At 29.8% G+C, this 25,130-nt stretch carries 28 protein-coding genes; 8 read left to right on the plus strand and 20 right to left on the minus strand.

What is annotated here, in order from left to right:
* Position 1 precedes the first annotated feature (1 nt).
* From DY168_RS06625 to DY168_RS06650, 6 genes are all read right to left on the minus strand, one after another.
* Positions 2-181 (minus strand): hypothetical protein, encoded by a 180-nt coding sequence (locus DY168_RS06625; protein WP_115641051.1) that lies wholly within the window; start codon positions 179-181, stop codon positions 2-4.
* A complete protein-coding gene (locus tag DY168_RS06630) occupies positions 174-416 on the minus strand; it encodes a hypothetical protein (RefSeq protein WP_207658376.1) in 243 nt (80 codons plus the stop codon). Before DY168_RS06630 ends, DY168_RS06625 begins: the two co-directional genes overlap by 8 nt.
* Positions 416-1,114 carry a phage distal tail protein gene (locus DY168_RS06635; RefSeq protein ID WP_172556285.1) on the minus strand — a complete coding sequence of 233 codons (699 nt, stop codon included), beginning with the start codon at positions 1,112-1,114 and terminating at the stop codon, positions 416-418. The genes DY168_RS06630 and DY168_RS06635 overlap by 1 nt, the downstream gene beginning before the upstream one ends.
* Positions 1,114-2,955 (minus strand): phage tail protein, encoded by a 1,842-nt coding sequence (locus tag DY168_RS06640; protein ID WP_115641054.1) that lies wholly within the window; start codon positions 2,953-2,955, stop codon positions 1,114-1,116. Before DY168_RS06640 ends, DY168_RS06635 begins: the two co-directional genes overlap by 1 nt.
* 51 nt (positions 2,956-3,006) lie before the next feature.
* Positions 3,007-3,153: a Com family DNA-binding transcriptional regulator gene (locus DY168_RS06645; RefSeq protein ID WP_115641055.1), complete on the minus strand. Its 147-nt coding sequence runs from the start codon at positions 3,151-3,153 to the stop codon at positions 3,007-3,009.
* A gap of 95 nt (positions 3,154-3,248) precedes the next feature.
* Complete coding sequence (locus tag DY168_RS06650) at positions 3,249-3,884, minus strand: hypothetical protein (protein ID WP_115641056.1); 636 nt, start codon at positions 3,882-3,884, stop codon at positions 3,249-3,251.
* Positions 3,885-4,070: 186 nt separating this feature from the next.
* Between DY168_RS06650 and DY168_RS06655 the strand changes: the two genes are divergently transcribed.
* Both DY168_RS06655 and DY168_RS06660 read left to right on the plus strand, forming a co-directional pair.
* Positions 4,071-5,183 carry a hypothetical protein gene (locus tag DY168_RS06655; protein WP_174905312.1) on the plus strand — a complete coding sequence of 371 codons (1,113 nt, stop codon included), beginning with the start codon at positions 4,071-4,073 and terminating at the stop codon, positions 5,181-5,183.
* Positions 5,184-5,258: 75 nt separating this feature from the next.
* Positions 5,259-6,377, plus strand: a complete 1,119-nt coding sequence (locus DY168_RS06660) for an ISAs1 family transposase (RefSeq protein WP_115640208.1) — start codon at positions 5,259-5,261, stop codon at positions 6,375-6,377.
* Between the two features lie 88 nt (positions 6,378-6,465).
* Here DY168_RS06660 and DY168_RS06665 read toward each other — a convergent pair whose 3' ends face one another.
* Both DY168_RS06665 and DY168_RS06670 read right to left on the minus strand, forming a co-directional pair.
* Positions 6,466-6,711, minus strand: coding sequence for a hypothetical protein (locus DY168_RS06665; protein ID WP_174905313.1), 246 nt, complete (start codon positions 6,709-6,711; stop codon positions 6,466-6,468).
* A 269-nt stretch (positions 6,712-6,980) separates the two neighbouring features.
* Positions 6,981-7,190 carry a helix-turn-helix transcriptional regulator gene (locus tag DY168_RS06670; RefSeq protein WP_115641057.1) on the minus strand — a complete coding sequence of 70 codons (210 nt, stop codon included), beginning with the start codon at positions 7,188-7,190 and terminating at the stop codon, positions 6,981-6,983.
* A gap of 221 nt (positions 7,191-7,411) precedes the next feature.
* Here DY168_RS06670 and DY168_RS06675 point away from each other — a divergent pair, with 221 nt between their 5' ends.
* From DY168_RS06675 to DY168_RS06685, 3 genes are read left to right on the plus strand one after another with little or no spacing between them, the layout of a single operon-like run.
* Positions 7,412-7,804 (plus strand): helix-turn-helix transcriptional regulator, encoded by a 393-nt coding sequence (locus DY168_RS06675; RefSeq protein ID WP_115641058.1) that lies wholly within the window; start codon positions 7,412-7,414, stop codon positions 7,802-7,804.
* A 17-nt stretch (positions 7,805-7,821) separates the two neighbouring features.
* Positions 7,822-8,613 carry a recombinase family protein gene (locus DY168_RS06680; RefSeq protein WP_172556286.1) on the plus strand — a complete coding sequence of 264 codons (792 nt, stop codon included), beginning with the start codon at positions 7,822-7,824 and terminating at the stop codon, positions 8,611-8,613.
* Between the two features lie 18 nt (positions 8,614-8,631).
* Complete coding sequence (locus DY168_RS06685; protein ID WP_115641060.1) at positions 8,632-9,093, plus strand: recombinase zinc ribbon domain-containing protein; 462 nt, start codon at positions 8,632-8,634, stop codon at positions 9,091-9,093.
* Positions 9,094-9,233: 140 nt separating this feature from the next.
* Here the strand turns inward: DY168_RS06685 and DY168_RS14985 are convergent, their stop codons facing one another.
* A complete protein-coding gene (locus DY168_RS14985; RefSeq protein ID WP_115641061.1) occupies positions 9,234-10,484 on the minus strand; it encodes a transposase in 1,251 nt (416 codons plus the stop codon).
* A 189-nt stretch (positions 10,485-10,673) separates the two neighbouring features.
* On the opposite strand from DY168_RS14985, the gene DY168_RS06695 reads away from it, so the two are divergent.
* The 3 genes from DY168_RS06695 to DY168_RS06705 all read left to right on the plus strand — a co-directional run bounded on the left by DY168_RS06695 (position 10,674) and on the right by DY168_RS06705 (position 13,829).
* Positions 10,674-11,003: a hypothetical protein gene (locus DY168_RS06695; RefSeq protein WP_115641062.1), complete on the plus strand. Its 330-nt coding sequence runs from the start codon at positions 10,674-10,676 to the stop codon at positions 11,001-11,003.
* Between the two features lie 341 nt (positions 11,004-11,344).
* Entirely contained in the window at positions 11,345-12,532 is a 1,188-nt protein-coding gene (locus DY168_RS06700) for an aminotransferase-like domain-containing protein (RefSeq protein ID WP_115641063.1), read from the plus strand.
* Between the two features lie 103 nt (positions 12,533-12,635).
* Positions 12,636-13,829, plus strand: a complete 1,194-nt coding sequence (locus DY168_RS06705) for a pyridoxal phosphate-dependent aminotransferase (protein ID WP_115641064.1) — start codon at positions 12,636-12,638, stop codon at positions 13,827-13,829.
* Between the two features lie 168 nt (positions 13,830-13,997).
* Here the strand turns inward: DY168_RS06705 and DY168_RS06710 are convergent, their stop codons facing one another.
* The 11 genes from DY168_RS06710 to DY168_RS06760 all read right to left on the minus strand — a co-directional run bounded on the left by DY168_RS06710 (position 13,998) and on the right by DY168_RS06760 (position 25,056).
* Positions 13,998-14,870 (minus strand): GNAT family N-acetyltransferase, encoded by an 873-nt coding sequence (locus DY168_RS06710; RefSeq protein WP_115641065.1) that lies wholly within the window; start codon positions 14,868-14,870, stop codon positions 13,998-14,000.
* A gap of 82 nt (positions 14,871-14,952) precedes the next feature.
* Positions 14,953-16,002 carry a CotS family spore coat protein gene (locus tag DY168_RS06715; protein WP_242984072.1) on the minus strand — a complete coding sequence of 350 codons (1,050 nt, stop codon included), beginning with the start codon at positions 16,000-16,002 and terminating at the stop codon, positions 14,953-14,955.
* 128 nt (positions 16,003-16,130) lie between these two features.
* On the minus strand, positions 16,131-16,988 hold the full coding sequence (ispH, locus tag DY168_RS06720) for a 4-hydroxy-3-methylbut-2-enyl diphosphate reductase (protein WP_115641066.1): 858 nt from the start codon (positions 16,986-16,988) through the stop codon (positions 16,131-16,133).
* Between the two features lie 12 nt (positions 16,989-17,000).
* Entirely contained in the window at positions 17,001-17,648 is a 648-nt protein-coding gene (gene cmk / locus DY168_RS06725; RefSeq protein ID WP_115641067.1) for a (d)CMP kinase, read from the minus strand.
* 70 nt (positions 17,649-17,718) lie between these two features.
* Positions 17,719-18,090 (minus strand): chorismate mutase, encoded by a 372-nt coding sequence (gene aroH, locus DY168_RS06730; RefSeq protein WP_115641068.1) that lies wholly within the window; start codon positions 18,088-18,090, stop codon positions 17,719-17,721.
* Positions 18,090-19,313, minus strand: a complete 1,224-nt coding sequence (locus DY168_RS06735; protein WP_115641069.1) for a BaiN/RdsA family NAD(P)/FAD-dependent oxidoreductase — start codon at positions 19,311-19,313, stop codon at positions 18,090-18,092. The genes aroH and DY168_RS06735 overlap by 1 nt, the downstream gene beginning before the upstream one ends.
* Before the next feature lie 180 nt (positions 19,314-19,493).
* The gene (locus DY168_RS06740; RefSeq protein ID WP_115640254.1) at positions 19,494-20,972 is read right to left on the minus strand and encodes an ISLre2 family transposase; all 1,479 of its coding nucleotides are present in this window, start codon (positions 20,970-20,972) and stop codon (positions 19,494-19,496) included.
* Positions 20,973-21,180: 208 nt separating this feature from the next.
* Entirely contained in the window at positions 21,181-22,548 is a 1,368-nt protein-coding gene (gdhA, locus tag DY168_RS06745; RefSeq protein ID WP_115641070.1) for an NADP-specific glutamate dehydrogenase, read from the minus strand.
* Between the two features lie 190 nt (positions 22,549-22,738).
* Positions 22,739-23,617 carry a MurR/RpiR family transcriptional regulator gene (locus tag DY168_RS06750; protein WP_115641071.1) on the minus strand — a complete coding sequence of 293 codons (879 nt, stop codon included), beginning with the start codon at positions 23,615-23,617 and terminating at the stop codon, positions 22,739-22,741.
* A gap of 131 nt (positions 23,618-23,748) precedes the next feature.
* Positions 23,749-24,288 carry a tRNA 5-(aminomethyl)-2-thiouridylate-methyltransferase MnmM gene (mnmM, locus tag DY168_RS06755; protein WP_115641072.1) on the minus strand — a complete coding sequence of 180 codons (540 nt, stop codon included), beginning with the start codon at positions 24,286-24,288 and terminating at the stop codon, positions 23,749-23,751.
* A gap of 54 nt (positions 24,289-24,342) precedes the next feature.
* Positions 24,343-25,056 (minus strand): pseudouridine synthase, encoded by a 714-nt coding sequence (locus tag DY168_RS06760; protein WP_115641073.1) that lies wholly within the window; start codon positions 25,054-25,056, stop codon positions 24,343-24,345.
* Positions 25,057-25,130: the final 74 nt, after the last annotated feature.

Here is a 25,130-nt window from a genome sequence, read left to right on the forward strand (position 1 = left end):
CTTATTTAAGGTCTACTGCTAGACCACCTTGTGAAAGTTTTGTAATATTTATTTCACTATTTGCTACTGCTATCTTTTTAATTACTTCTCCATCAGAAATTACTTCTATAAAATAGTTCCCAATCTCTATAGTTGGTTTAACCTCTTCTTTAGGTTCTACATCTATTATCTCCTTATTCACTTACTGCACCTCCTATTATTTCATCTTCTGTTTTATAAACCTCATCGTTAAACTCAGACATATCTTTTCTTATCTCAGTTTTATTTTTATTATATAAGTCTTGATTTAGAATTGTTGTAGATTTATTTGCGTTACTTGTCCCATCTGTAGATATGCTTGCATTTAAATATACTACTTGCACCTTTCCTATTGTGCTATACCCAGTTAAGTTTATATTTTTATTAACTTTTAACATTAAATCCATCTCCCTTTATATTTAATATTTATATCCATTGTATTTTTACTACCTGTTATTGTATTTAATCCTGGCTTAAGGCTTGGAAATTCCCATAAATCCGTATCATTAAATTTATTAATCCCCTCCTGGAACACTGTACAATCTTCACCATTAATAATTATCTTCTTTCCTTGCTTTAAGTTTCTAATTGTTATAGCTTCTTCGGATAATCCGGTAATAACTAAGTCTATATCATCTACACTTGGCGATATTTCTAATATACATGGAGTTTCTAAATTGCCAGGTATATTTATTATTTTGGTTGAGATCCTGTTCATTGCTTCGGTGACCTGTTCTTTTTCAGCTATAACTAGCATGTCTACATTAAGTGTTTCATTGCCCTTCATTATATAATTAAATGTAGGAGTTCCACTCACAAACCCTCTGTAATAATACTCTATATCATCAAACTTTATTGTAGATATAGCTAATTGCTTAATTAGGTTACTCTTCATTATTTCTAACTCATTAGCATTACTACATATTATATCTAAGACAAGTGTAAGGGTCTTATACTTAGCCTTATATTTATCATCAACAAAAGGAGCAATTGAGTTAGTATTCCAATCATTTATAATATCAATTTCAGCACTTTTAATATTTCTGTCTAATAATTTAGCTTTAAAATTAGATATATTAATATTGTTAATAAGCACTATCTCACCCTCTTCCCAGCCATAGCAAATTTACCATCAGTTTTCTTATATGTGTATTCAGATATTTCTTCACTATCCATATAATTCTTAACCATAAATATATCTCCGTCTTTTATATCCTCACTTGTAGCAATATCTGTGATTATACCTTGTGTACCCCTAGCAACTACTCCTGAGCTAGTTCTTGAAGTTTCATAATTAACAGTGGAAGTCATTTTAGCAGTTAAATCAGATAAGTTTTTTTGCATATCGTTTTGTATATCTTTAGTTTCATCTTCAAAACCGAGACCTACTCCTTTTGCCATCATAGCACCTACTTGATCTCTAAAAACCCTAGAAGGTGAATGTATTCCTAATGCACTTTTAGCTCCATCTATTATTCCAGTAAAGAATCCATTCACTCTATCAGCAATCCAAGATCCCATACTAGTAATTCCATGCCATACGCCTTTAACAATATTAGTTCCTATAGCTTCAAATTGTGCAGGAAGATTTTGAACTACTCCAATAATATTAGTTACCATATTATCACCAGCTTGGCTTGCCGCTGCACATAAATTACTCCCGAATTGTATAACATTAGTTATTGTATTAGCTAACCAAGTCGAAATAGAGCTTGGTAACGTGGAGAACCACTGTATAACTGCATTTATAGCATTTGTGGCTGAGTTCACCATATTGTTATACATCTGGCTTCCCCAAGAGATAATATTAGTTATTGTATTATCTAACCAAATAAATATCATACCCGGTAGTGCACTAAAAAACATCCCTACATTTTGCATCCATATAGGTACATTGGTTTCAAGATAATTCCATGTATCAATACCCCATTTAATTATAGATACTAATACAAAACTTAAAGCAAACCCAATCATATGCGGCAGCTCATTAAACCAACAAAATATTTGTTGTATCCACATTGGAATAGTTTCTGTAAAGAAGTTTGATATGTTATTCCATCCATCCAAAAATGATTGTTTGATTTGTATCCATAAATCAACAAACCAATATGGTATTCCTATAAAAAAATCTAATACCGTTTGAAAGGCATTAGGAATATACTCAGTAAAGAAGTTGACTAACCACTCCCATACTCCTTTACCTGCATATAAAATAGCGTCCCAGGCTCCTATAACAAAATTTCTAAAGTCTTCACTGGTATTCCATAGGTACACTATAGCAACAACTACTCCTGCTATAATTGCTATTATTAATCCAGTAGGATTGGCAAATAACTGAACGTTTAATAGTTTTTGAACAACCGACCATGCCTCTGTAGCAGTTTTAACTCCTTCAAATGCTTTAATTAATCCCATTATCATATTGGCTACATTTAGAGTTATTAAAGCAGTACCTATGCCATATATACCAGCCATAATTATACTACTATGGTTCATAATCCATGCAAAGCCTTCTATAATTTTAGGAAGCCACTTTTCAATAAGTTTAGCCATATTTTCTACTAAATTTCCAAAGCCCTCTGCAATTTTATCCATAATATTTCCTAAGTCCCCATCATTTAAACTATTAATTAAACAATCAACACTTTCTATTGCTACATCAATTGCTTTTTCCATTGGTCCTTGGAATTTTTCATATGCAGTTAATCCTAGCGTTTCTAATCCACTGCCCAATTGCTCAACTGAACCCGCTAATTTATCCTGTATGATTTTAGCCATATTTTCAGCTAGGCCACCAACTACTTTGATAACCCCAGATATTCCAGTAGCTTTTACAAGTTTTAAACCCGCAATTACTATACTATTTAACTTGTCTATACCTTTATTCATACCAGTATCATCTATTTTGGTATCAATTATTATTTTACCATCTTCCATTTTCTCACCTACCTTTTCTATAAAATAAAAAAGACATGCACGCTCACTACTTTATGTGTGGCTTGGCTCTGTTCTTTGTTTAATCTCTAATTTAATTATTTTCTTACACCTGTTACACTTTATTTCTCCCTTAATATAATCAGCTTTTAGTAATAGATGATTGCATTTAGGGCATCTTATTTCTTCAATATTAATCACCTACTTTTGGACATAAAAGCACCTACTACTTAGTAAGTGCTTTTATTTTATAAATATATTATTTAATTATTTACTTCATTTATTTGTGAGGCTAGTTAAGTTTGAGAAGTTGCTATTTGAAGCATTGATAATATTCTTTGACCAACTTCACAGTAATTTTTATAAATATACGAATTAGTTCTAGTAGACGTTGTTATTAAGTTTATATAAGCGTTAGGGTTATTCATATCTTTTACTACAATTTTTATCTTTAATACGTTTATGCTAGTTACGCTTTTCCTTTTACTCGTAGAAGCACCAACGATAGCACCTGCACCGCCAAACAACGTACCTCCGACAACAGCGTTACCTAAACCACCTTTAGTTACAAGAGTTTTCCCATCTTCAATTAGTCCAAAATCTAAAATATCTGAATAATTAACTATTCTAGGGTTAAATTTTGGAGATATTAAAGCTTGTTTTGTATTATCATTAAATTTTATATACCCATTAACTTCATTAGTTGCAATAAAATTTTCAACCTCTTCAGAATGACCACCTTCTATTGAAGATTTTTTAAACCCTTTTGACATTATAATGAATAATACACCTATTGGTAAAATAATTATTCCAAGAGGTGGAAAAACTATGGTGAAAAATGTGCCTAAGATTACAAAAATTATTCCTGTAACTAAATATAGTTTGGCATAAACTTTATATTGTTTTTTAGAATAGGTTGTTCCAACTTTCATACATATAACCCCTTCCCCCATTTAATATATGAGCTTTCACGGAAACTCTTTAGCTCCTATGATTACTCATTTTTAGTATTATAACTTTTTATCATTTCCCACACCTTTTTTACATAAAACACTTGACAAATGTATATTTTTTTGTGCAAATCCTATTATAAATATATTTGTCAGGAGGTAACTTTTATGCTTAAAAACTGGACTTCTCATGCTGAATATCAGCAATTTATTATTTCAAACCTCTCATCTTTATACAAATCTTTCCCAAGAAAGATTATAGAACTTGAACATTCTATATCTAAGTTGTATTGCTTAGATTTAGATATTCTTAGAGAGATATTAAAACCTTGTTATTCTAATACGGATAGGCCTGCCACCCTTCAACCTGAAATATTTCGCTCATTTTCTTTAATGCTTTTTCAAAAGGAGACAAGCATTACCAACTGGGTGAAAAAGCTTCATGCCAGTGAATTACTTATAACCTGTATAGGATGCACTAAAAATAATGTCCCATCAATTGGTGCTCATTATGATTTTATCTCTAGATTATGGCTTTCAAATCTGTCTACCGACAGAATCAAACTGAAAAATACATATTCATATAAGAGAAAACTCTCTAAAATAAAATCACCCGGGAAAAATAAAAAACTTCCTAATAAAAAAACAGGTGTTGTTAAGAGAATTTCAGATTTTCTTGAATCTGGTCGCTCATTTTCCCTAAGAGCCGAAAAACTACTTCAAAAAATATTCGCATTAGTTGCTGTGCAGCCATCTTTTAACCTTAACTTAATAGAAAAATCTAACCTTACCGTTGCAGGTGATGGTACTTGTGTTCACTGTAAGTCTTCTTACTACGGCTCTAAAGTTTGTGACTGCCGTCAAAATGAAATTTACGATTGCAAATGCCCTCGTAGACTTTCTGACATAAATGCTACTTGGGGATGGGACAGTCATGAAAACCGTTGGTTTTATGGGTACACTCTCTATGCTTTATCTTCCTACAATAAAAAACATAAGATAGATCTACCTATTTATCTACGATTTGTAGAAGCAAGCAGGCACGACAGTATCACTGGAATAGTCGCATTAGCTGAATTTAGAGAACTGTTGCCGCAGTTCAATATATCAAATTATGTTCTTGACTCAGCTAATGATAACTATCCTACATATGAATTATGTTCCAAATGGAACATTAATCCCTTTATTGATTTGAACTCCAAAAATAAAGGAAATTCAAAATACCCAACTACTTTAGATATTAATGAAAAAGGAGTTCCTATCCAGGGCAATTGCATTTAAAAACTTGAGTTAAATCCCTTTACATAGTAGAATTTATTTAATAATATTACTAATGTAAAGGGGATTTTTATAATTATGTATAACGAACTTTCAAATTCTTTTATAAGCATTTCAGACCCAAGAGATAATAATTCAAAACATAAGCTTATTGATATACTAACAATAGCAACTTGTGCAATAATATGCGGAGCCGATACATGGACAGATATAGCTCAATATGGCACATCAAAACAAGAGTGGTTTTCAACATTCTTAGAGCTTAATCATGGGATACCATCCCATGATACTTTTGGAAGAGTATTTTCTATTATTAATCCAAAAGAATTTCAGGAAGCGTTTATTAAGTGGATCAAAGATATTTCTGATAAAGTTACTGGTGACGTAATTGCCATAGATGGCAAGACAGTTAGGCATTCCTTTGATACAAGTAACAATAAATCAGCTATTCATATGGTAAGTGCATGGTCAAATCAGTTGGGTTTAGTTTTAGGTCAGATAAAGGTTAATGATAAATCAAATGAAATAACAGCAATTCCAGAATTATTAGATAAGATAGATATAAATAAATCTATAGTAACAATTGATGCTATGGGTACTCAAAAAAATATAGCTAAAAAAATAATCAAAAAGGGCGGAGATTATGTTTTAGCTTTAAAAGGTAATCATAAAAACTTTTCCAACGATATAAAATACTTTTTTGAAGAAGAATCTAAGAATAAATTTGCTGATGTTGAATATAGTTTTTTCAAGACTACTAACAAAGACCATGGCAGAATTGAAACACGTAAACATTACTTAATTAACGATTTAAACTGGCTTTCACAGAAGTCAGAGTGGAAAAACCTAAATAGTATAATTATGGTTGAATCTGAAAGAACCATAGGCGATAAAACATCTAAAGAAAGAAGATATTATATTTCGAGCTTAACAGAAAATGTTGAAAAAGTTGCTGATGCCATTAGAAAACATTGGGGAATAGAGAATAGCTTACATTGGATTTTAGATATTGCTTTTAGAGAAGATGATAGCCGAATAAGAATTGAAAATGCAGCTGAAAACTTTGCCATTTTAAGGCACATAGCTTTAAACTTATTAAAAAATGAAAAATCAGTAAAGATTGGTGTAAAAGCTAAAAGGCTCAAATCCGGTTGGGATAATGATTATTTAAAAAAGGTTTTAACTTCAATCCAATAGGAATATCGTTTTCATAAAGTTATTACAGTTCTAATATCTTAAGTAAACGTTATATTAAACTTCTGTATTTTCAAGTGCAACAATATCCTTATACTACCAAAATATGATTAAGCTTTAGCTCATTACAATATAAGGATGCAATTGCCCTGGTTCTTCCCCCTGTTTCATTGTGCAATATCCACACAGCGAGCGATTTTTCTATTTCTTGGCCAATTGCTATTTTCTTTTCTACAAACTCAGTAAAAGCATTTCTATATTGATAACAATAAACATAATCAGGCAAATCATTCCATGTATCTAAAATCTTCTTGAATTTTTCCATTAATTTATTCATTTATATTTACCTCCTAAGTTTTTAATAAGCTTGTACACCATTGAGGTGTATTTTTTTAAAGTTTTAACAAGCCTTATCCTTTATATTTAATGGCATAGTGAATATTCCTATATCTAATACTGTTTTTTTCATTTATTCTTTTAACTGTTCTTTAGTATAAATGCCATAACGGTTATTCAAAACCTCCCAAAGTTTTTCAATTTCTTCACTCATTTTCAACACCATTTTTCTTTAATTGTTCCAGGAGTTCGTTAAACCTTTTTTGGTTTTCAGACATTAATTTTACCTCCTTCTGATATTATTAAGCTAAGTTCTTCTATATCTTTGCTATAAACTTCACTTAACTTCTCAAGTTTGAGCTTGCTTATCTTGTATTTTCCTTTTTCTAAGTTATTTAATTGAACTCTACTTATACCTAAAATTTCGGCCACCTTACAAGCTTTTAGGCCACTTTCTATCCGTAAATCTTTAAGTGTCACGGCTTATCACCTCCTTGACATTACAGTAATACAACTTTTCTAATTTGTAAAGTTGGGAAAACTGTTATAATTAAGAATTAAATCTACATTCCTATAAATATATACAGTTTACATCCATTATTAATATTTTCACTTTTGTTAACCTTTTCTTTTAGCTTTACAAAATTGTAAAGTTTGATATAATGAATATGTAGAAAATAAAAGGCGGAGGAATAGGAATTATGTTTAATGAAAGATTGAAAGAATATAGAAAAGGTAAAAATCTACTAAAGGTAGAGTTTGCAAAAAAACTTGAAGTAAGCGAGAGTTATTACAATATGATTGAAAATGGGAAAAGAAATCCAAGCAAGGCATTTACAGAGAAATTAGTATGTGAAAGTGGTAAGCCTGAAGAGTATTGGATATATGGCATAGATGAGAAAGAATATATAAAAGTTAGAGATGATTTAAAATGTGTTAAAAAGGCTCTTGAGCAAATAATAGATTTGGGCCTGGTAAAGGATGTTGATAAATTATTTAATGGGAATTATACAGAAGGAACTCTTGAAGAATTGTTAATAGTTGCATTAAAAGCTGATATTGAATGTTTACTAGAAAAAAGAAAAGGAAAATAAAATTCAGGAGGTTTTCTATGAGTAATAAAGTTGCCATTTATGTGAGTGTTTCTACTCACTATCAAATTGACAAAGATTCATTGCCACTCCAAAGGCAAGATCTTATCAATTATGCTATGTATGTACTTAATACAAATGAATATGAGATATTTGAAGATGTTGGCTATTCTGGCAAGAATACAGATAGACCTGCTTTCCAAGATATGTTGTCTAAGATTAAAAATGGTGAGTTTTCTCATTTGTTAGTTTGGAAATTTGACAGAACATCCCGTAACTTAATAGATTTTTGTGATATGTATGAGGATTTAAAAAAATGCAACTGTACCTTTATAAGCAAAAATGAGCAATTTGATACCAGCTCCGCCATGGGTGAAGCTATGTTGAAAATCATACTAGTTTTTGCAGAACTTGAAATAAAACTAACTGGAGAGAGAGTTACGGCTGTAATGTTAGATAGGGCTACAAGAGGGCCTTGGAATGGGACACCAGTTCCTTTGAACTATAAATGGGATAAAGAAAAGAAATTTCCTGCTATAGATGAAGATGAAAGGACTACTATTGAGTTAATTTTTAATAAGTATTTAGAAGCTAAGTCTACTACAGCAATGAGGTCATTATTAAATGCCAACGATATAAAAATCAAATGCGGAGGTACATGGACCACAAAAATAATATCGGATATAATACGCAATCCTTTTTACAAGGGCACCTATAGATATAATTACCGCAAACCTGGGCGTGGTAAAAATGAAAATGAATGGGTACTTATAAACGATAACCATACAGGACTTGTATCTATAGAATTATGAGAGAAATGTAATAAAATTATGGATACAAATGCACAAAAGAATAATGCTGCAGTGTTTAGATTTAATGGCAAGGTTTATGTATTTGCTGGAATTTTAGAGTGTGGAGAATGCAATAATAATTTATATACCAAACAGGATAAACCTAATATGGATGGATTTATACCTTCTTTATATGTTTGCTCTGGAAGGTATAATCAGCTTGGTTGTAATCAAAAAACTATTAGCGATAATTATATAGGTACCTTTGTATTTAATTTTATATCTAACATCCTGGTAGTCCAAAATAAAATAAATAAGTTAGATACTTCAACTCTAGAAAAATCTTTAATTAAAGGAGAAATATTTAAAAATATTGTAGGAATTGAAAATATATGGTCTATGCAAAATATAACTTATTCTAAAAATATATTAAAAACTACAAGTGTAGAAAGTAAAGATGATTCAATGGAAATCAGAGATTTCGCATTAAAATCCCAGTGAAAATTTTACTCTTACTGTAATTGTCACCTATTACATTCATTAAGATATATGGGAATGCAACACAAAGATAGGTCGCAAAATGCCTATAAATTCCCCCTCCCCAAAGTATCTTCAAAATTAATTTACAATTATTAAACTAGTTAAGTAGTATCGAAGATAGGATTTATCCAATCTTGTACTAATAGCATCTCATCCCTTAAATCCTCAATTATATTTATTTGCAACATCCTTTTTCTTCTAAACCCTCTAATGCACCGAAAAAAATATAATTGCATTAAGTTAAAGGCTATTACTATAAACATAAGCACTGTTTCTACACCTGTAGGGCTATGAAGAAAGCAATGATCTAAATGCCACTCCGTTTTTAACTGATGAAACGCATTATTTTCAATATCCCATCTTTTATGCATTATCTTCCACAAAGTTTCTACTGAAGTAAATTTGTCTGTAGTTATAATCCATGATTCTTTGATTTCTACTTTATCTTTTTTATGTACTTCTTCTATAAACTTTATAAATCTTACTTTTATCTCTGAATTAGACATTTCAAAATTATCTTCATCCCAGGCTTTTATTTTTATATAGTTGTTACTTTTTCTATTCACAACCCACTTTTTATTTGGCTCCCTGCACTTGAATAAAGCTAATGCATCTTTGACAATATGAAGTCTTTCATCTTTAACTCGTACTACTGCATTCATTCCAATTGATAGCACTTCTTTAATCCAAGTGGATTTACAATATAGAGCGTCAGCGACTATGATATCTGCAAAATGATGAAATTCTTTATATAGCCTATTGATTAGGCGTTTCCCTCCGGTAGTTTCACCTTCATCCTTATTTGATCCATCTGTTTTAGGTTCAAGCATTTCCTGTCCTAAAATAAGGTTCGGATCAGAGCCTACAGTTGAACATACTACTGACCTGTGAAAATAATGAGTAACTCCACCATTGTGAACTCGGCTAAGACATTTATCACAACACTTTTTGGTGCTTTCAAATAATTCTACACCATCTATTGCCACTACCTTTAAACCATCCATAGTACTAGCTCTAAAGACTTTATTTTTTACCGCAGTTTTTATTATTTGATTGTGCATATTATTTAAACCTTCTAAGTCAAAGTCGCTTAATGAGCGCCTAACGGTATCAATACGTGGCACTTTAGTTTTCTTAGGTAGCAACTTTTTAAATTTATTTTTTTCAAGTAAGTGTTCTAATCTATTGAAACTTCTTATTTGAAGTATAAACCCAAATAATACCACAAAGGAGATTGTTGAAACTTTTGCAGAAAATTTTATTCTTTTATCCTTTAAGGTATTGATTTTTTTGCCTATATGATATACCTTATTAATATAGGTGAGCATTTGTTTTAAATAATTTGTGTTCATTTTATCAGCATCCTTTTATTTTAAGTTTCTAGTTAAAACTATTATAAAAAGGATGCTTTTATTATGCAAGTTTTTCCCTTATAAATTCCAGCAAAAATCGGAATTAATAACGATTTTCTTAATTTGATACAAATCATTATAAATCAACGGGCTATCGCCCTAAAAACTTTTCAAGTGCTAAACTTCTGAATGGAAATAGAGATTATAAAAAAAGAGAAAGCTAAATATGAAAGAGCTCTAGAAAGATTAGAAAGCTTATATTTATTTGACGATGAAGCTATAAGCGAAAAAGATTATATTGTTAAAAAGAATAAAATATATGATCAACTTAATGAAATAAATGGAAAATTTGAGGAATTAAGTAGCTATAGCAATGTATCAGAATTAAATTTAATGAAAGAAATTTCTAGCTTTATGCTCTCAAAAGAATTGTTAAATTATGAATATATAAATTATAAAAACTTAGTACTAAATACCGGAAGAGGGATATCAAAAGAATTTGTAACCACAATAATTTAAAAAATAACAATTGTACAACCAAAAGTTTCTATATAATATTTCATTATTTCTTCTACTCCTCATTATACTATTTTCAAAAATATTGTTTTCAATAATACGAAAATATCATTTTACTATATTATATATAACTTCATAGCTTTTTTGAAGTTATATTTTGTATATTGCCTTATATATATTCATAATTTAATAATAAATGGTGTGAAAAAGTTCTTAGTTAATTAAGATTTGTTGAAATAATTGAAAGATTTAAATAAATGGTCCCTAAGAATATAATAAAAGAGGAAAAGTAATTGCCTTGTAGAACTATATAAGTGGACGTAATATATTTTGGAGGTGCTTTTATGAATATTCAATTCTCAGATAGAATGGGCGAAATTAAAGCTTCAGCAATCAGAGAGCTATTAAAACTAACACAACAACCAGAAATAATATCTTTTGCTGGGGGATTACCTGCGCCTGAGTTATTTCCTTTAGAAAATATGGAGAAGATAGCTTCAAAGGTTATAAAAGAGCAAGGTAAGGCTGCACTACAATATAGTACTACTGAAGGATTTAATCCTTTAAGAGAAGTTATAATTGAACAAAGGTTAAAACCAGCTGGTATAAATGCCACTTTAGATAACATTATGGTTTGTAGTGGTTCTCAGCAAGCTTTAGAATTCTCTGCCAAGTTATTTGTTAATGAAGGAGATGTAATCCTTTGCGAAAGCCCTACCTATTTAGGGGCAATAAATGCATTTAGAGCTTATAAGCCTAGATTTGTAGAGATACCTATGGATGATAATGGAATGATTATTGAAGAGCTTGAAAAGGCGTTAAAAGAGAATGAGAACGTTAAATTCATCTATACTATACCTGATTTCCAAAATCCAACAGGTAGAACTATGAGTATAGAAAGAAGAAAGAGACTTGCTAAGATAGGTGCAGAATATAATATACCAGTACTTGAAGATAGTCCTTATGGTGAATTAATATTTGATGGAGAGGTTTATCCTAGCATTAAAAGTTTTGATGAGGACGGATTTGTAATTCAACTTGGAACATATTCAAAAACTTTTTGCCCAGGACTTAGAATTGGTTGGATATGTGCACATGAGGATATAATACAAAAGTATGTAACTATAAAACAAGGAGCAGACCTTCAGTCTAGTACATTAGACCAAAGAATAGTAGCTGCTTATATGGAAGAATATAATTTAGATGAGCATATAAAGACCATAATAGAAGTTTATAGAAGACGTAGAGATGTTATGATTAACACTATGAAAGATACCTTCCCAAAAGAAATAAAGTTTACAAATTCTAAGGGAGGACTATTTACTTGGGTAGAATTAAGAGAAGATCTAGATGCAGCTAAGATACTAGAAGAGGCATTGAAATTACAAGTAGCATTTGTACCAGGAGCATCATTTTTCCCTAATGGAGGAAATAAAAATTACTTTAGATTAAACTATTCAAATATGTCTGAAGAAAGAATTAAAGAAGGTATAGAAAAGCTTGCAGAAGTTCTAAAAAGATATTACAATTAATTCATAGTAATTTATAATAATTTATAGGCCTTTCCTGTAGATTAGATTTATAGGAAAGGCCTCTTTAATTAAATAATTTTCTAATTTAAAGGGAGGTTATTATATGATATTTTCTGAAAGAATTAAGTCAATGCAATTTTCGCCTATCCGAAAGCTTATGCCCTATGCAAATGATGCTGTACTTAAAGGTAAGAAGGTATTTCGTTTAAATATCGGCCAGCCAGATATAGAAACACCAGAATTATTTTTCAAATCTATTGCAAATTTCAAAGAAACGGTACTAAAATATACTAACTCTCAAGGAATGGACATATTAATTGATAGTTTTATTAAGTATTATAAAGAGTGGGATATAAACTTTGAAAAAGATGAAATACTAATAACTAATGGTGGCAGCGAGGCTCTATTATTTGCTATGATGGCAATATGTGATATTGATGATGAAATTATAATCCCAGAGCCATTTTATACTAATTATAATGGATTTAGTGAAGCTGCAGGAGTTAAAGTAGTACCTTTTTTAACTAAAGCAGAAGATGGATTTCATCTACCTAAAAAAGAGGAAATACTAAAGAAAATAACACCTAAAACTAAAGCTATATTAATATCAAATCCAGGTAATCCTACAGGGGTTGTTTATACCTATTATGAGATAAGAATGTTATCTGATATAGCTAAGGAGAGGGATATATACTTAATTGCTGATGAGGTTTATAGAGAATTTATATATGATAATCTTAAATACACTTCTGCACTATATATGACTGATATTTTAGATAGGGTTATCTTAATAGATAGTATCTCTAAAAGATATAGTGCTTGTGGTGCTAGAATTGGGTTAGTAGCGTCTAAAAATAAGGAGCTTATAAATCAGATCCTTAAATTATGTCAATCAAGGCTTTGTGTTCCAACCTTAGAGCAGGTCGGTGCAGCTAGTTTGATTAATACTCCTAAAGAGTACTTTTCAAGAGTTACAAAAGAGTATGAAAATAGAAGAAATATACTATATGATAATCTAAGTGTTATACCAGGTGTGATTTGTGAGAAACCAACAGGAGCTTTTTATGTAATTGTAAAACTTCCTATTGAAGATGCTGAACATTTTTCTAAATGGATGCTAACAGATTTCGAATATGATAATAAAACAGTAATGGTAGCTCCAGCAGAAGGCTTCTATGCAACGCCTTCACTTGGCAAAAATGAAATTAGAATATCTTATTGTATAAATTCTAATGAGCTAAAAGAAGCCATGATGATATTATCTAAAGGATTAGAAAAATATAAAAGTATTTTTTAATAAAAAGGAGGGTGTACACCCTCCTTTTTATTATCACTATAGTTTGACCAACTACTTTCGAAAAAGATAGTTAGTCAAAAAGTAACTTTGAAATGTTTTATTTTTCGTTAAAAACATTTCCATCTTTATCTTTTATTCCAGTTTCAAAAACAACTTCAAATTCTAAATCTAATCCATCATATAATTAAATCCCCAGGTTGAAATCTCTTCTTTAAATGTAAAACCAATGCTTTTATACAAACCTAGAGCTTTTAGATTGTCTTCTAAAACCTTTATACATACTCTTTCATAACCATTCTCTAAAGCTATGTTTAATAATCTTTTCAAAAGAATCTTACTATAACCTTTACCTCTAAAGCTTGGTATAAGACCAAAGTTCACTATTGTTATCTCATCATTGTCTAAAATTAGTTGACCATAACCTATATATTCATTTTGATACTTTAAAAATACACTGCAAGATTTCAGATAATAATCTTGATCTTCATCAAATATTATATCTTCAACTATAAGAGGTATTCTATCTTTATTTTCGAATATACTATTTTGAATAAAGCATCTTAAAGATTCTTGACTCCCCTCTTTAAGTATTTCAAAATTTAAGTCTTTTGAAATACTTAGTTTAAAAGGACTATCTAAGTTCATTTGTAGATTTTGATTTGCTTCAAATTTAATAAACCCTAAATCCTTCAGTACCTCATAGTTGTGATGATTTTTTTTACATTCATATAATAAACTATAATCCTTCTTTAATTTACTTATATAATTATTAATAGAAACAATATTAGAAGATTTATCAATCCACATATCATTTATAACATAATCTTGCCTTTCATACTGGCTATACCACATATAACCGATATAACCTGTATCATCTTTGAGTAATAAAGTAGAGGATTTCATCTGAATCTTTTGAAATGCATTATAGTTATTGTAATTAAGATAAAAGTCCTTATTTAATTCATTAAATTCTGAAGATCTTTTTAACATGTTTTTAAATATATCATAATTCTTTCCTGAAAGTTTAACAGAGTTATACATAATTACCTCGTCATCATTCTTAATTATTTAACAAAATTAGTATAATACATGGGTTAATTTAAGTCAATAAATTATGATATAGCTATATAGAGTCTATATACTCTAGGTAGTCATTTATAAATAGTTCTTGAATGTCTATATACTGTATTATTTTATCTAACTTTTTCATATATTTTATTTCACTATAGTTTTTATGCTTTACATACCTTTTTTTGCCAAGCTTCCAAAACTTGTGAGGGAATATAATTAGGGCTAGCATTATTTCTAATTCCTCTCTCGTAAGCGGCCTTTCTTCTACATAAGATTCTATTATAGATTTTGCTTTATTAAAGTCCCATTTAAAATCACTTTTATGCATAATTCTTCTTATGTACTTTCCTAAATCATTAACTTCTAAATCTATTATGATACTATCTAGATCTATAATATAATAGCTATCCTCAGTTTTTAATATATTTTGATAATAAAAACTATCATGACATAAGGTCTTGTTGTTTTCAGCTTTTTTTGATATAGAATAGTACTCGGAATTTTGAAGTATGTTTAATGAAAGCATACCCCTTTGGTATAAGATGTCTATATATTTAATATAAGTTTTATCGAATTCATTTATAAGTCGTTTACGTTCTATTATTCTTTTGTAATATTCAAGGTCATAAAGGTTTCCTAAAAATACTTTTGGCCAGTTTTTTAAGTTGTTTTTTATTTTAAGATTAGATATATCTATTTTTTCTACTGCATTATGAAATTCTGCTAGTAGTAAAGCACATTCAGCGGCTTCTATAGTATTATTTATACTACACTCTTTACCATCTATCCATTCCGTTAAATAGAGGATGTACTTACTATACTTAACATAGTTATAACCCTCTTTAGTTTTGATATAATTTGCTACTTTTTCAAAGCCTATTTTATTTAGCTCTTCCACTAATATAAATCCATTTTTAACTTTATACCTACCACTTTTCATACGTTTTAAACAATAAGTACCTTCTTCACATATAACTTTATAGGCACTTCTAACCTTTTGCACCTCTATAATATTGAATCCATATTGATTCATAGATTGTTCTATCATTTTCTTTTCTTTAGGCCATATCTTAACATTACTATTAGAAGAGTCTTCTAACAATTATCTCACCCCATAAGAATATTATAATCTATATAAATATACTTATATATTAATATTTTATGACATAAATAGTGAAACCTCATTAAGAATTATAGTAATTCATCTTAATGAGGTTTTATCATTTTAAATTAAGAATGTTTTTCTTCACTGATTTTATTTAGTACCTCATCTATAACAAAGTTCGGTGTAGAGGCACCTGCTGTAATTCCTATAACAGTAGACTCAGGCACCTTAAAAAAGTCAAAAGGTAATTCTTTTGCTGTTTCTATGTGTATGGTATCTTTGCAGTTTGATTTGCATATTTCATATAGCTTATTTGTATTAGAACTATTCTTACCACCTATAACTATCATCTTATCAGATTCTTTTGAAATATTAAAGGCGTCTTTTTGCCTAGTTTCTGTAGCTGAGCATATAGTATTAAATGCTAAGAATTCTTTACATTCTTTAGCAACTACATATATAACCTTTTCAAAGTTTTCTTGCTTTTCTGTAGTTTGCGCCACAATACATACCTTTTTAGGTAAGGAGATAGTTACATCACCATTTTTAAATACAAGTGCACTATTATCACACCAGCCATTAATACCTTTGATTTCTGGATGATTTGGATCTCCAACTATTATTATAGAGTAACCTAGTTCATAATATTTATTAACTTTTTTTTGTATATGAGATACAAATGGACATGTTAAATCTACTATATTAAGTTCCTTTTCTTTTAACTTCATATATACATCTTTAGATATACCGTGAGATCTTATAATTATAGTATCGTCCTTTTCTAATGAAGACAGGCTATCTACATCTACAGGGGCTATTTTATGGTCTCTAAGGTGACTTATAACACTTTCATTATGAATTAGAGGTCCTAATGTATATATGGGCTTATTTAAGGTCTTTTGAGTAATTAAGGCTTTTTCCACAGCTCTTTTTACTCCAAAGCAAAATCCTGAGTTTTCCGATATTATTATTTTAGCACCCATTATTATCTCCCTTTAAATCTTTATATATTGAGAAATCTTATTTACAACACCGTCTATGTTAAGACCTGTAGTATCTATCTCTATAGCATCTTCTGCCTTTTTTAGAGGATCAAGATCTCTAGTAGTGTCTAAATGGTCTCTTTTTAATATATCTTTTAATATATCTTCATATTCCACACTTAAACCTTTATTAGTTAATTCTATATATCTCCTTTTAGCTCTTTCAGAAGGAGAGGCTGTAAGAAAGAATTTAAATGGTGAACTTTTAAGAACCACTGTACCTATGTCCCTACCATCCATGATTACATCATATTGTTTTGACATATCCTGTTGCAATTTAACTAACCTTTGTCGAACCTCAGGTAAGGCTGCAAATTCAGATACATTTTTACTTATATTGGGATGTGTTATTTCATCTTCTATATCTTTACCATTTAATATTAATCTATCATTTTTAAAGTTCATATCCATAGTATCTATTAAGTTACATAATGCTTCAGTATCTTTTGAACTAATATTATTTATAAGAGCAGTTAATGTAACAGCCCTATACATAGCCCCTGTATTTATATACATAAGATCAAACTTTTTTGCAATTAATTTAGCAATGGTACTTTTACCTGCACCTGCAGGACCGTCTATAGCTACTGATAATCTCAAAATAATTCCCCTTTTCTATTATATTAATAATTGCTATTTATATTTTTAAAACACTTAAAATTTAAACTTGCTAAACCCTATTTAAATCTGTTCTAAGGTTTGTAGCTCCTTTTAAATATATAGGATAGATATCTTTAGCATCATCTTTAGGATTATCGTATAATACAAGTACCCTTATACATAGCGGTAGGTACTTTTCTTTTTCTACTTCCATCTCATTAAAGTGCATAATTGCAGTATTAGTTAAGCCTAGAACTTCCCGAAGATACTTTCCTGGGTAATCCTTAGTTATGTCTTTTGTGCAGGAAAATACAATAGATATAATTTTATCTATTGTAAGATTATTTTTTTTTATCATAGTATCTATAAGTTCTATAGTTGATGCTTTTATATATTCTTTTTCATTATCTTCAATTGTAGTAGCACCTCTAATTGCTAGCATTAAGCCTCACCTACTCTGCTTCCTGCAAGGTATCCTGTTGATAATGCTATTTGAACATTATAACCTCCTGTAAAGGCATCTACATCTATTACTTCCCCCGCAAAATATAAATTGTCTATAATCTTAGATTTCATTGTAGAGGAATCTATTTCCTTAGTATCAATACCACCTGCTGTAACAATAGCTTCATCTATTGATCTTAATCCCTTTACATTAACTTCTATGTTCTTTAATAAGTTAACTAGCGTTTTTCTCTCATCTCTTGTAATTGTGTTTACCTTTTTTTCGGGAGAAATCCCACTAAGCATTATTATAACATCTATAAGTTTACTTGGTAATAGATCTATTAAAGCATTTTTAAAATCTTTATTTATATATTTTATAAAATCCTTTTGGATTCTATTATCTAAGGTATTAACATCTAAGGATGGTTTTAAGTCTATTCTAATCTTACAGGGCTCTTTATTATCTACGTATCTACTAGAGGTTAAAACTATAGGTCCTGATATACCGTAATGTGTAAATATCATCTCTCCAAATTCTTTAAAGATTGTCTTGTTATTTTTCATTACACTTAGTTCAACATTTTTAAGTGAAAGTCCTTGAAGATCTTTTATCCATTCCTCTTTAAGAGCTATAGGAACTAAAGAAGGCTTTGCTTTAATTATATTATGTCCTAGTTTTTTTGAAAGCTTATATCCATCACCCGAAGATCCTGTTTGCGGGTAGGATACTCCTCCTGTACATAATATAAAATTATCAGCTTTTATTTCTTCTCCACTTTGTAGAATTACTGAAGTAATTAAGTTATCGGTACATAAAAAATCTTTAACTTTTGAATTCAAAATTATTTTAATCTTCTTTTCTGTTAATTCTTTGCTAAAAGCAGCAATTATATCAGAAGATTTATCAGACACTGGAAATACCCTATCTCCTCTTTCAACTTTAAGAGGTACACCTAATGATTCTAAATAATTCATTACATCTAAATTATTAAATGTATAAAGGGAACTATATAAGAATTCTGGATTTCCAGGGATGTAATCAAAAAAGTCACTTATGTCCTTAGCGTTTGTAACATTACATCTTCCTTTACCTGTGATATATAATTTTTTCCCTATCTTTTCATTGGCTTCTATCAAATAAACTATATTATTTTCTGAAGCTTTTAATGCGGCCATTAACCCTGCAGGGCCTGCGCCTATTACTACAACCTTTTTCATATGTTCAACTCCTAGTTCATAACTATATTTAACTAGCTTAATGATAGACTTTGATAAAATATTTGTCAATTTATAAATTATATACGTTTGAGTCAAGTAAAAGTGGGCAACTATTTTATTTAATTTATTATCCATTATTTTACATGGGGTATTTATAATTTATCCTAACCATTTTTATTCTTAATTGTAACTAAGATCTCCAAATCCTTTTAATCCACAAAGTTTTTGTATTACTTTTCTTCCCAAGGTAACCGCGGCTCCACTATAAGGAATAGGCGCGGTATGTATCTTATATTCTTTAGATTTCGTACCCTTTTTATTAACCGCGGAAGCGGATAAAGGTATTTCACGAATTACAGTATCTATAACGCCCTTCGGTATAATGTTTTTATAGATCTTATCCAAGGTACTAAATAATCTATTGCTGAACTTTTCTGCTAAAATTTTAGATAAGTTATCGGCTCCATTAATAGACCAGCTCATTTTTCTACCTTTCATTCTATGTGCTAACACATCGCAAATGTTATGTTCCATAGTCCCTAATTGCCTATATTCTATCCCTTCGGGTGCCGTAGGCATAGTTATATTGTCTCTTAATTTATATGGAACTAGGCCCTCTTTATTATGTACAAAATAGTCATATAGCTCTGTAAGCTTTTTAAAAACAACTTCATCTTTATTATTTTCTATCATCATGTTAACAATTGCTTCCAACCCTTCATCAACTTTCCCTTGCCTAAATAACTTAAGTAAGACTTTCTGTTCTTTTTTATCACTTACTTTTCTAATAATTGCTTGGCTTATATGAAATGGATCCAGTTGAAAGTGTATGTCTTGATCTTCACAGGTTGCTTTTATCCACTTTGCACCATCTCCATTTAATATCCTAGTTTCTATTTCATCAACATTATACTTTTCAGCAATGGTTGCTTCCGCAACTTTTTTAAAGTGGCTAGAACTATTAAAACTTGCACAAACAGTTTTATCAATAACAACATATTCTTTTTTACTGCCTGGACGCAACTTCCAACCTGTATAAGATACTGCTAATTTAAGTTCTTTTTTTCTATTCTTACCCTTTGGTCTATCTTTTCCCTGAATGGATAACCATACCCCGTCTTGCTCCTGAAATAGCACTGGTACTTCCTTTTTGCCTTTCAACGCACCTTTTTCATTTAGTTCAATCTTACGCTTTTCTAGTTCATTTATCTTTTCTCCAACCATTTGAACTATGTTCCAAACTCCTTGAGCACTAATTTCCTGATTACACATTGTTTTTATATTTTCAGCTGTTTTTCTAAAAGATACTTCTGACACGTTGGTTAAAATAGTTTCTACAAGATTTATAGATACATTACCTATGGTGTCCATGCCTAGATACTCATCTAAAAGGAACTTAGTAGCTGTTTTACCATCTTCAAGTTCAAACTGATAAATACGTCTTGAATATTCAACATCCCCCATAATCGTTCTTAAACAAGTCTTTTTAAGTCCCTTATTTCTATATACTTTAATATCTCTTTCTTTAAGTAGCTTTTCATCTAAAGCTTCCAACACATTTTTTAAAACATTGCAGGCTTCATCACAAACCATCTTATAAATCTTTTTCTCTATTTCCTTGAAAGTTAAGCCATTTTCATTTAAACTAACATTATACATAAATTCAACTCCATTCAGTTTTGTGTTTGCAACTTAATTATAATGGATAATTTATGTATTGGGGAGATGTTTTTGCATCTCCTTTTATTTATATAGTTTTTTATACTAGTTCTGCCTACTAAAATTATACTCTAACATTATATACTTTATAATAAAACTAAAAAAAGCAGCTAAAACTCTTTGAGTTTTAGCTGCTTTTTATTATATTTTAGTAAATTCCTTGAAGCATCATAGCTTCTGCTACTTTTAAGAATCCAGCTATGTTTGCACCAGCTACTAAATTGTATCCGAATCCACAAGATTCAGCTGCGTTCATAGCATTGTCATGGATACCCTTCATTATGTGATGTAATTTAACATCAACTTCTTCAGCTGTCCATGCAAGTCTCATACTGTTTTGTGCCATTTCAAGAGCTGATACTGCAACTCCTCCAGCATTAGCAGCTTTAGCTGGTCCAACTATTAAACCTTTTTCTAAGAAATACTTAAGAGCTTCATTTGTACATGGCATATTAGCAGCTTCACATACAAATTTTATATCATTATCAACTATTTGTTTTGCATGCTCTAAACTTATATCATTTTGAGTAGCACATGGTATTATGATATCAGCTTTAGTTCCCCATGGTTTTTCACCTTTAAAGAACTTAGCACCAAATTTATTAGCATAGTCTTCAGCTTTATCTCTTCCTGAACTTCTCATTTCTAATAAGTAATTAATCTTTTCTTCTGTTATAACACCATCTTTATCATAAACATATCCATCTGGTCCTGATATTGTGATAACTTTACCACCAAGTTCTGCAACTGTTTTACAAACGCCCCAAGCAACTTGGCCAAATCCAGAGATAGCTACTGTTTTTCCTTTTATAGTAGTTCCATTATGTTTTAACATTTCCTCGCAAAAATAAGTTACACCAGCTCCAGTTGCTTCTGGTCTACCTATACATCCACCATAAGATAAGCCTTTACCAGTTAAAACTCCATTTTCAAAGGCACCTTTAATTCTTTTATAATATCCATACATGTATCCTATTTCTTTTGCTCCAACTCCAAGATCTCCTGCAGGAACGTCTACATCAGGACCTATGTGTCTATATAACTCAACCATGAAACTTTCACAGAATCTCCTGATTTCTCCGTTAGATCTTCCTCTTGGATCAAAATCAGCTCCACCTTTACCTCCACCTATTGGAAGTCCTGTTAATGAATTTTTAAGCACTTGCTCAAAACCCAAAAACTTTACAATTCCTAAATAAACTGATGGATGAAATCTTAGTCCACCCTTATAAGGTCCTATAGCTCCATTAAATTGAACTCTGAATCCACGATTAACATTTACTTTACCTTGATCATCTACCCAAGGCACCTTAAACATTATTTGTCTTTCAGGTTCGCAAAATCTTTCTAGAAGATTAGCTTCTATATATTCTGGATGGTTTTCTAAAACAGGCTCTAATGATTCTAATACTTCTTCTACAGCTTGAATAAATTCTGGTTCCCCAGCATTTCTACCTTTAACGTTTACAATTACCTGTTCAATATATTTCTTAGGACTTAGTGTTTCATTTGTCATTAATAATACCCCCCTAAAATGAATGTAATTCTGCATGTTGCATTATATTTGAATATAAATCTTTCTGACAATATATTATATTCAATGTAAAGTCTCTTATTCCTTCTTTAATTATAAAGATTCTTAACTTTGCAATTATCTATATTAAAATCAATCAAACCTTTATTAAAATAAAGGTTTGATTGTAAGTTTAATATCTATCATCAACATTTTTATAAGAATATACTTCATATTCTTGCCATATCTTTTCTAAACTATTATAAGTATCGGAAATGTTTTCTTTTTCTCTAAGTCCTACTGCAATAATTAAAGCATTAATAACACTTAAAGGCGCAACTAAAGAATCAACAAATGAAGCCATATTGCTTTGTGCAATTAATGTGTAATCTGCCTGTGAGGCTAATGGTGATAGTAGGCTATCAGTAATAGCAACAACTTTAGCATTTCTGCTTTGAGCATAGGCTAAAGATTCAATTGTTCTATTAGCGTATCTTGGAAATCCTATACCAATAACTAGATCTCCTTCACCAACTCTTATGATCTGTTCAAATATATCACTAATACCATTACCTACAACTTTAACATTATCTAAAATAACATTTAGATAAAATCCTAAAAATTCTGCTAGTGCAGTGGAGCTTCTAAGACCTATAATGTATATCCTTTTAGCACTAAAAATATTATTAACCACATCTTCAAAGGTTTTATGATTGATTTTTTCAAGCGTTGCTCTGATATTTTCTATATCAGATTTTAATACACCTTTAAGTGCATTTTCTTCGCTTATAAAATCATTTGCAAGTTCAATCCTTTGTACTGTGGTTAATTTATTTTTAATTAATTCTTGTAATTCTTTTTGAAGGTTTGGGTAACCACTAAAGCCAAGTTCATTTGCAAATCTAACCACGGTAGATTCACTTACTCCAACACTAGAACCAAGTTTGGCTGCAGTCATAAATGCTGCCTTGTCATAATGCTTTAGTATATATTCTGCTATTAGTTTTTGCCCCTTACTTAATCTCGGAAATTTCATTTGTATGGTTCGCATCAAATCTTGATTATCTTCCATAAGTATTCCTGTTCCTTTCTTCACATTTAAAATAAAATGAAGTATTTATTTCATTTTATCATTTAATGAAGAATTAAACAATAAATAAAATCATTTTAATGTAAATCTTTATCTTTTTATACCTCTTTACTTTATTTCTTTTCTATAATTAAAAGAGAGGGTGCATTATTTCGATTAAGTGTTTCATGAAGCATTGAACCGTATAATAGTTTGTCTAAAGAAGAGGCATATTTTAATATTTCCTCTTTTTCTTTTTTTCCTTCTTCATGCCCACTATACATTGATATAGCCATAATGCCCTGTGATTTTAATAGCTCTAGTCCTTTTTTTATACTTATCAATGTAGACTTACAGTTAGTAGTAATATTTTTATCGCCTCCAGGCAAGTATCCTAAGTTGTACATTATGCAATCGACACTGTCTTTTATAATGTTATCTATAAGTTCGTGAGACTCTTCTATTAAATGCACGTTTTGTATCTCTTTATTTTTATAATTTTCTATGGCCATATGTTGTATTTCAAAAGAATATACAGTTTTAAAGTATTTTGATAAAAAGTCTGTATCTTTTCCATTTCCTAAAGTTGCATCTATAGCTATATCAAAATTCTTTATATTATCTTTAATTATGTTATGTGAAAGTACACTTATATCTGCTGTATAGTTAAACATAAATATAAAATCTCCTTTGTTTGCGTATAGTTAAAGATAAATATAAAAGTCTTATTATAACCCTTTTATATAATCTAATTCTCTTTCATTTAAGTATCTCCAACTACCTTCTTCTACATTTTCTAATGTTATATCACCAATAGAAACTCTTTGAAGTTTTAGAACTTCATGACCTAAGGCAGAACACATTTTTCTTATTTGGCGATTTTTGCCTTCATATATTGTAATTTCTACTAAAGAAGAATTGTTTTTATAACTTTCCTTTATTTCTATGTTAGCTCTTTTTGTAATATATTCGTCTATTTCTAGACCTGATCTAAAGCTGTTTAGTTCTGAATTACTAAAATCTCCTTCAATTAATGCTAGGTATGTCTTACCTATAGATTCTCTTGGATGTATTACTTTATTATATACGTCGCCGTCATTTGTAAGAAACAAAAGCCCAGAACTATCATAATCAAGTCTACCAACTGGAAATATCCTTTCATCAACAGTTACTAGATCTAATATAGTCTTCCTACCTCTTTCATCATTTAGTGTAGTAACATATCCTTCAGGTTTATTAAGAACTATATATACCTTATCCTTTTCAGGTTCTATTAATTTATCATTTACATAAACTTTATCCTTTTTAGGATCCACTTTAAATCCTAGTTCATTAATAACCGTATCATTAACCTTTACAATACCTTCTAATATATATTGTTCACTTTTTCTTCTAGATGCTACTCCGCATCGTGCCATGTATTTTTGTAATCTTTCTTCCATTAATTATTCAACTCCATTATTTATTTATCTACTTAAGTATATTTGTTATTTTGAATAAAATCAATTTTTTAGTT

It is taken from the genome of Clostridium putrefaciens, assembly GCF_900461105.1.
GTDB classification, from domain to species: Bacteria; Bacillota; Clostridia; order Clostridiales; family Clostridiaceae; genus Clostridium_L; species Clostridium_L putrefaciens.

Coding starts and splice junctions, on each gene's coding strand:
- DY168_RS06630 (WP_207658376.1), bottom strand. CDS start 416: ATGTTAAAAGTTAATAAAAATATAAACTTAACTGGGTATAGCACAATA.
- DY168_RS06640 (WP_115641054.1), bottom strand. CDS start 2,955: ATGGAAGATGGTAAAATAATAATTGATACCAAAATAGATGATACTGGT.
- DY168_RS06650 (WP_115641056.1), bottom strand. CDS start 3,884: ATGAAAGTTGGAACAACCTATTCTAAAAAACAATATAAAGTTTATGCC.
- DY168_RS06655 (WP_174905312.1), top strand. CDS start 4,071: ATGCTTAAAAACTGGACTTCTCATGCTGAATATCAGCAATTTATTATT.
- DY168_RS06660 (WP_115640208.1), top strand. CDS start 5,259: ATGTATAACGAACTTTCAAATTCTTTTATAAGCATTTCAGACCCAAGA.
- DY168_RS06665 (WP_174905313.1), bottom strand. CDS start 6,711: ATGAATAAATTAATGGAAAAATTCAAGAAGATTTTAGATACATGGAAT.
- DY168_RS06675 (WP_115641058.1), top strand. CDS start 7,412: ATGTTTAATGAAAGATTGAAAGAATATAGAAAAGGTAAAAATCTACTA.
- DY168_RS06680 (WP_172556286.1), top strand. CDS start 7,822: ATGAGTAATAAAGTTGCCATTTATGTGAGTGTTTCTACTCACTATCAA.
- DY168_RS06685 (WP_115641060.1), top strand. CDS start 8,632: ATGGATACAAATGCACAAAAGAATAATGCTGCAGTGTTTAGATTTAAT.
- DY168_RS14985 (WP_115641061.1), bottom strand. CDS start 10,484: ATGAACACAAATTATTTAAAACAAATGCTCACCTATATTAATAAGGTA.
- DY168_RS06695 (WP_115641062.1), top strand. CDS start 10,674: ATGGAAATAGAGATTATAAAAAAAGAGAAAGCTAAATATGAAAGAGCT.
- DY168_RS06700 (WP_115641063.1), top strand. CDS start 11,345: ATGAATATTCAATTCTCAGATAGAATGGGCGAAATTAAAGCTTCAGCA.
- DY168_RS06705 (WP_115641064.1), top strand. CDS start 12,636: ATGATATTTTCTGAAAGAATTAAGTCAATGCAATTTTCGCCTATCCGA.
- DY168_RS06710 (WP_115641065.1), bottom strand. CDS start 14,870: ATGTATAACTCTGTTAAACTTTCAGGAAAGAATTATGATATATTTAAA.
- ispH (WP_115641066.1), bottom strand. CDS start 16,988: ATGGGTGCTAAAATAATAATATCGGAAAACTCAGGATTTTGCTTTGGA.
- aroH (WP_115641068.1), bottom strand. CDS start 18,090: ATGCTAGCAATTAGAGGTGCTACTACAATTGAAGATAATGAAAAAGAA.
- DY168_RS06735 (WP_115641069.1), bottom strand. CDS start 19,313: ATGAAAAAGGTTGTAGTAATAGGCGCAGGCCCTGCAGGGTTAATGGCC.
- DY168_RS06740 (WP_115640254.1), bottom strand. CDS start 20,972: ATGTATAATGTTAGTTTAAATGAAAATGGCTTAACTTTCAAGGAAATA.
- gdhA (WP_115641070.1), bottom strand. CDS start 22,548: ATGACAAATGAAACACTAAGTCCTAAGAAATATATTGAACAGGTAATT.
- DY168_RS06750 (WP_115641071.1), bottom strand. CDS start 23,617: ATGGAAGATAATCAAGATTTGATGCGAACCATACAAATGAAATTTCCG.
- mnmM (WP_115641072.1), bottom strand. CDS start 24,288: ATGTTTAACTATACAGCAGATATAAGTGTACTTTCACATAACATAATT.
- DY168_RS06760 (WP_115641073.1), bottom strand. CDS start 25,056: ATGGAAGAAAGATTACAAAAATACATGGCACGATGCGGAGTAGCATCT.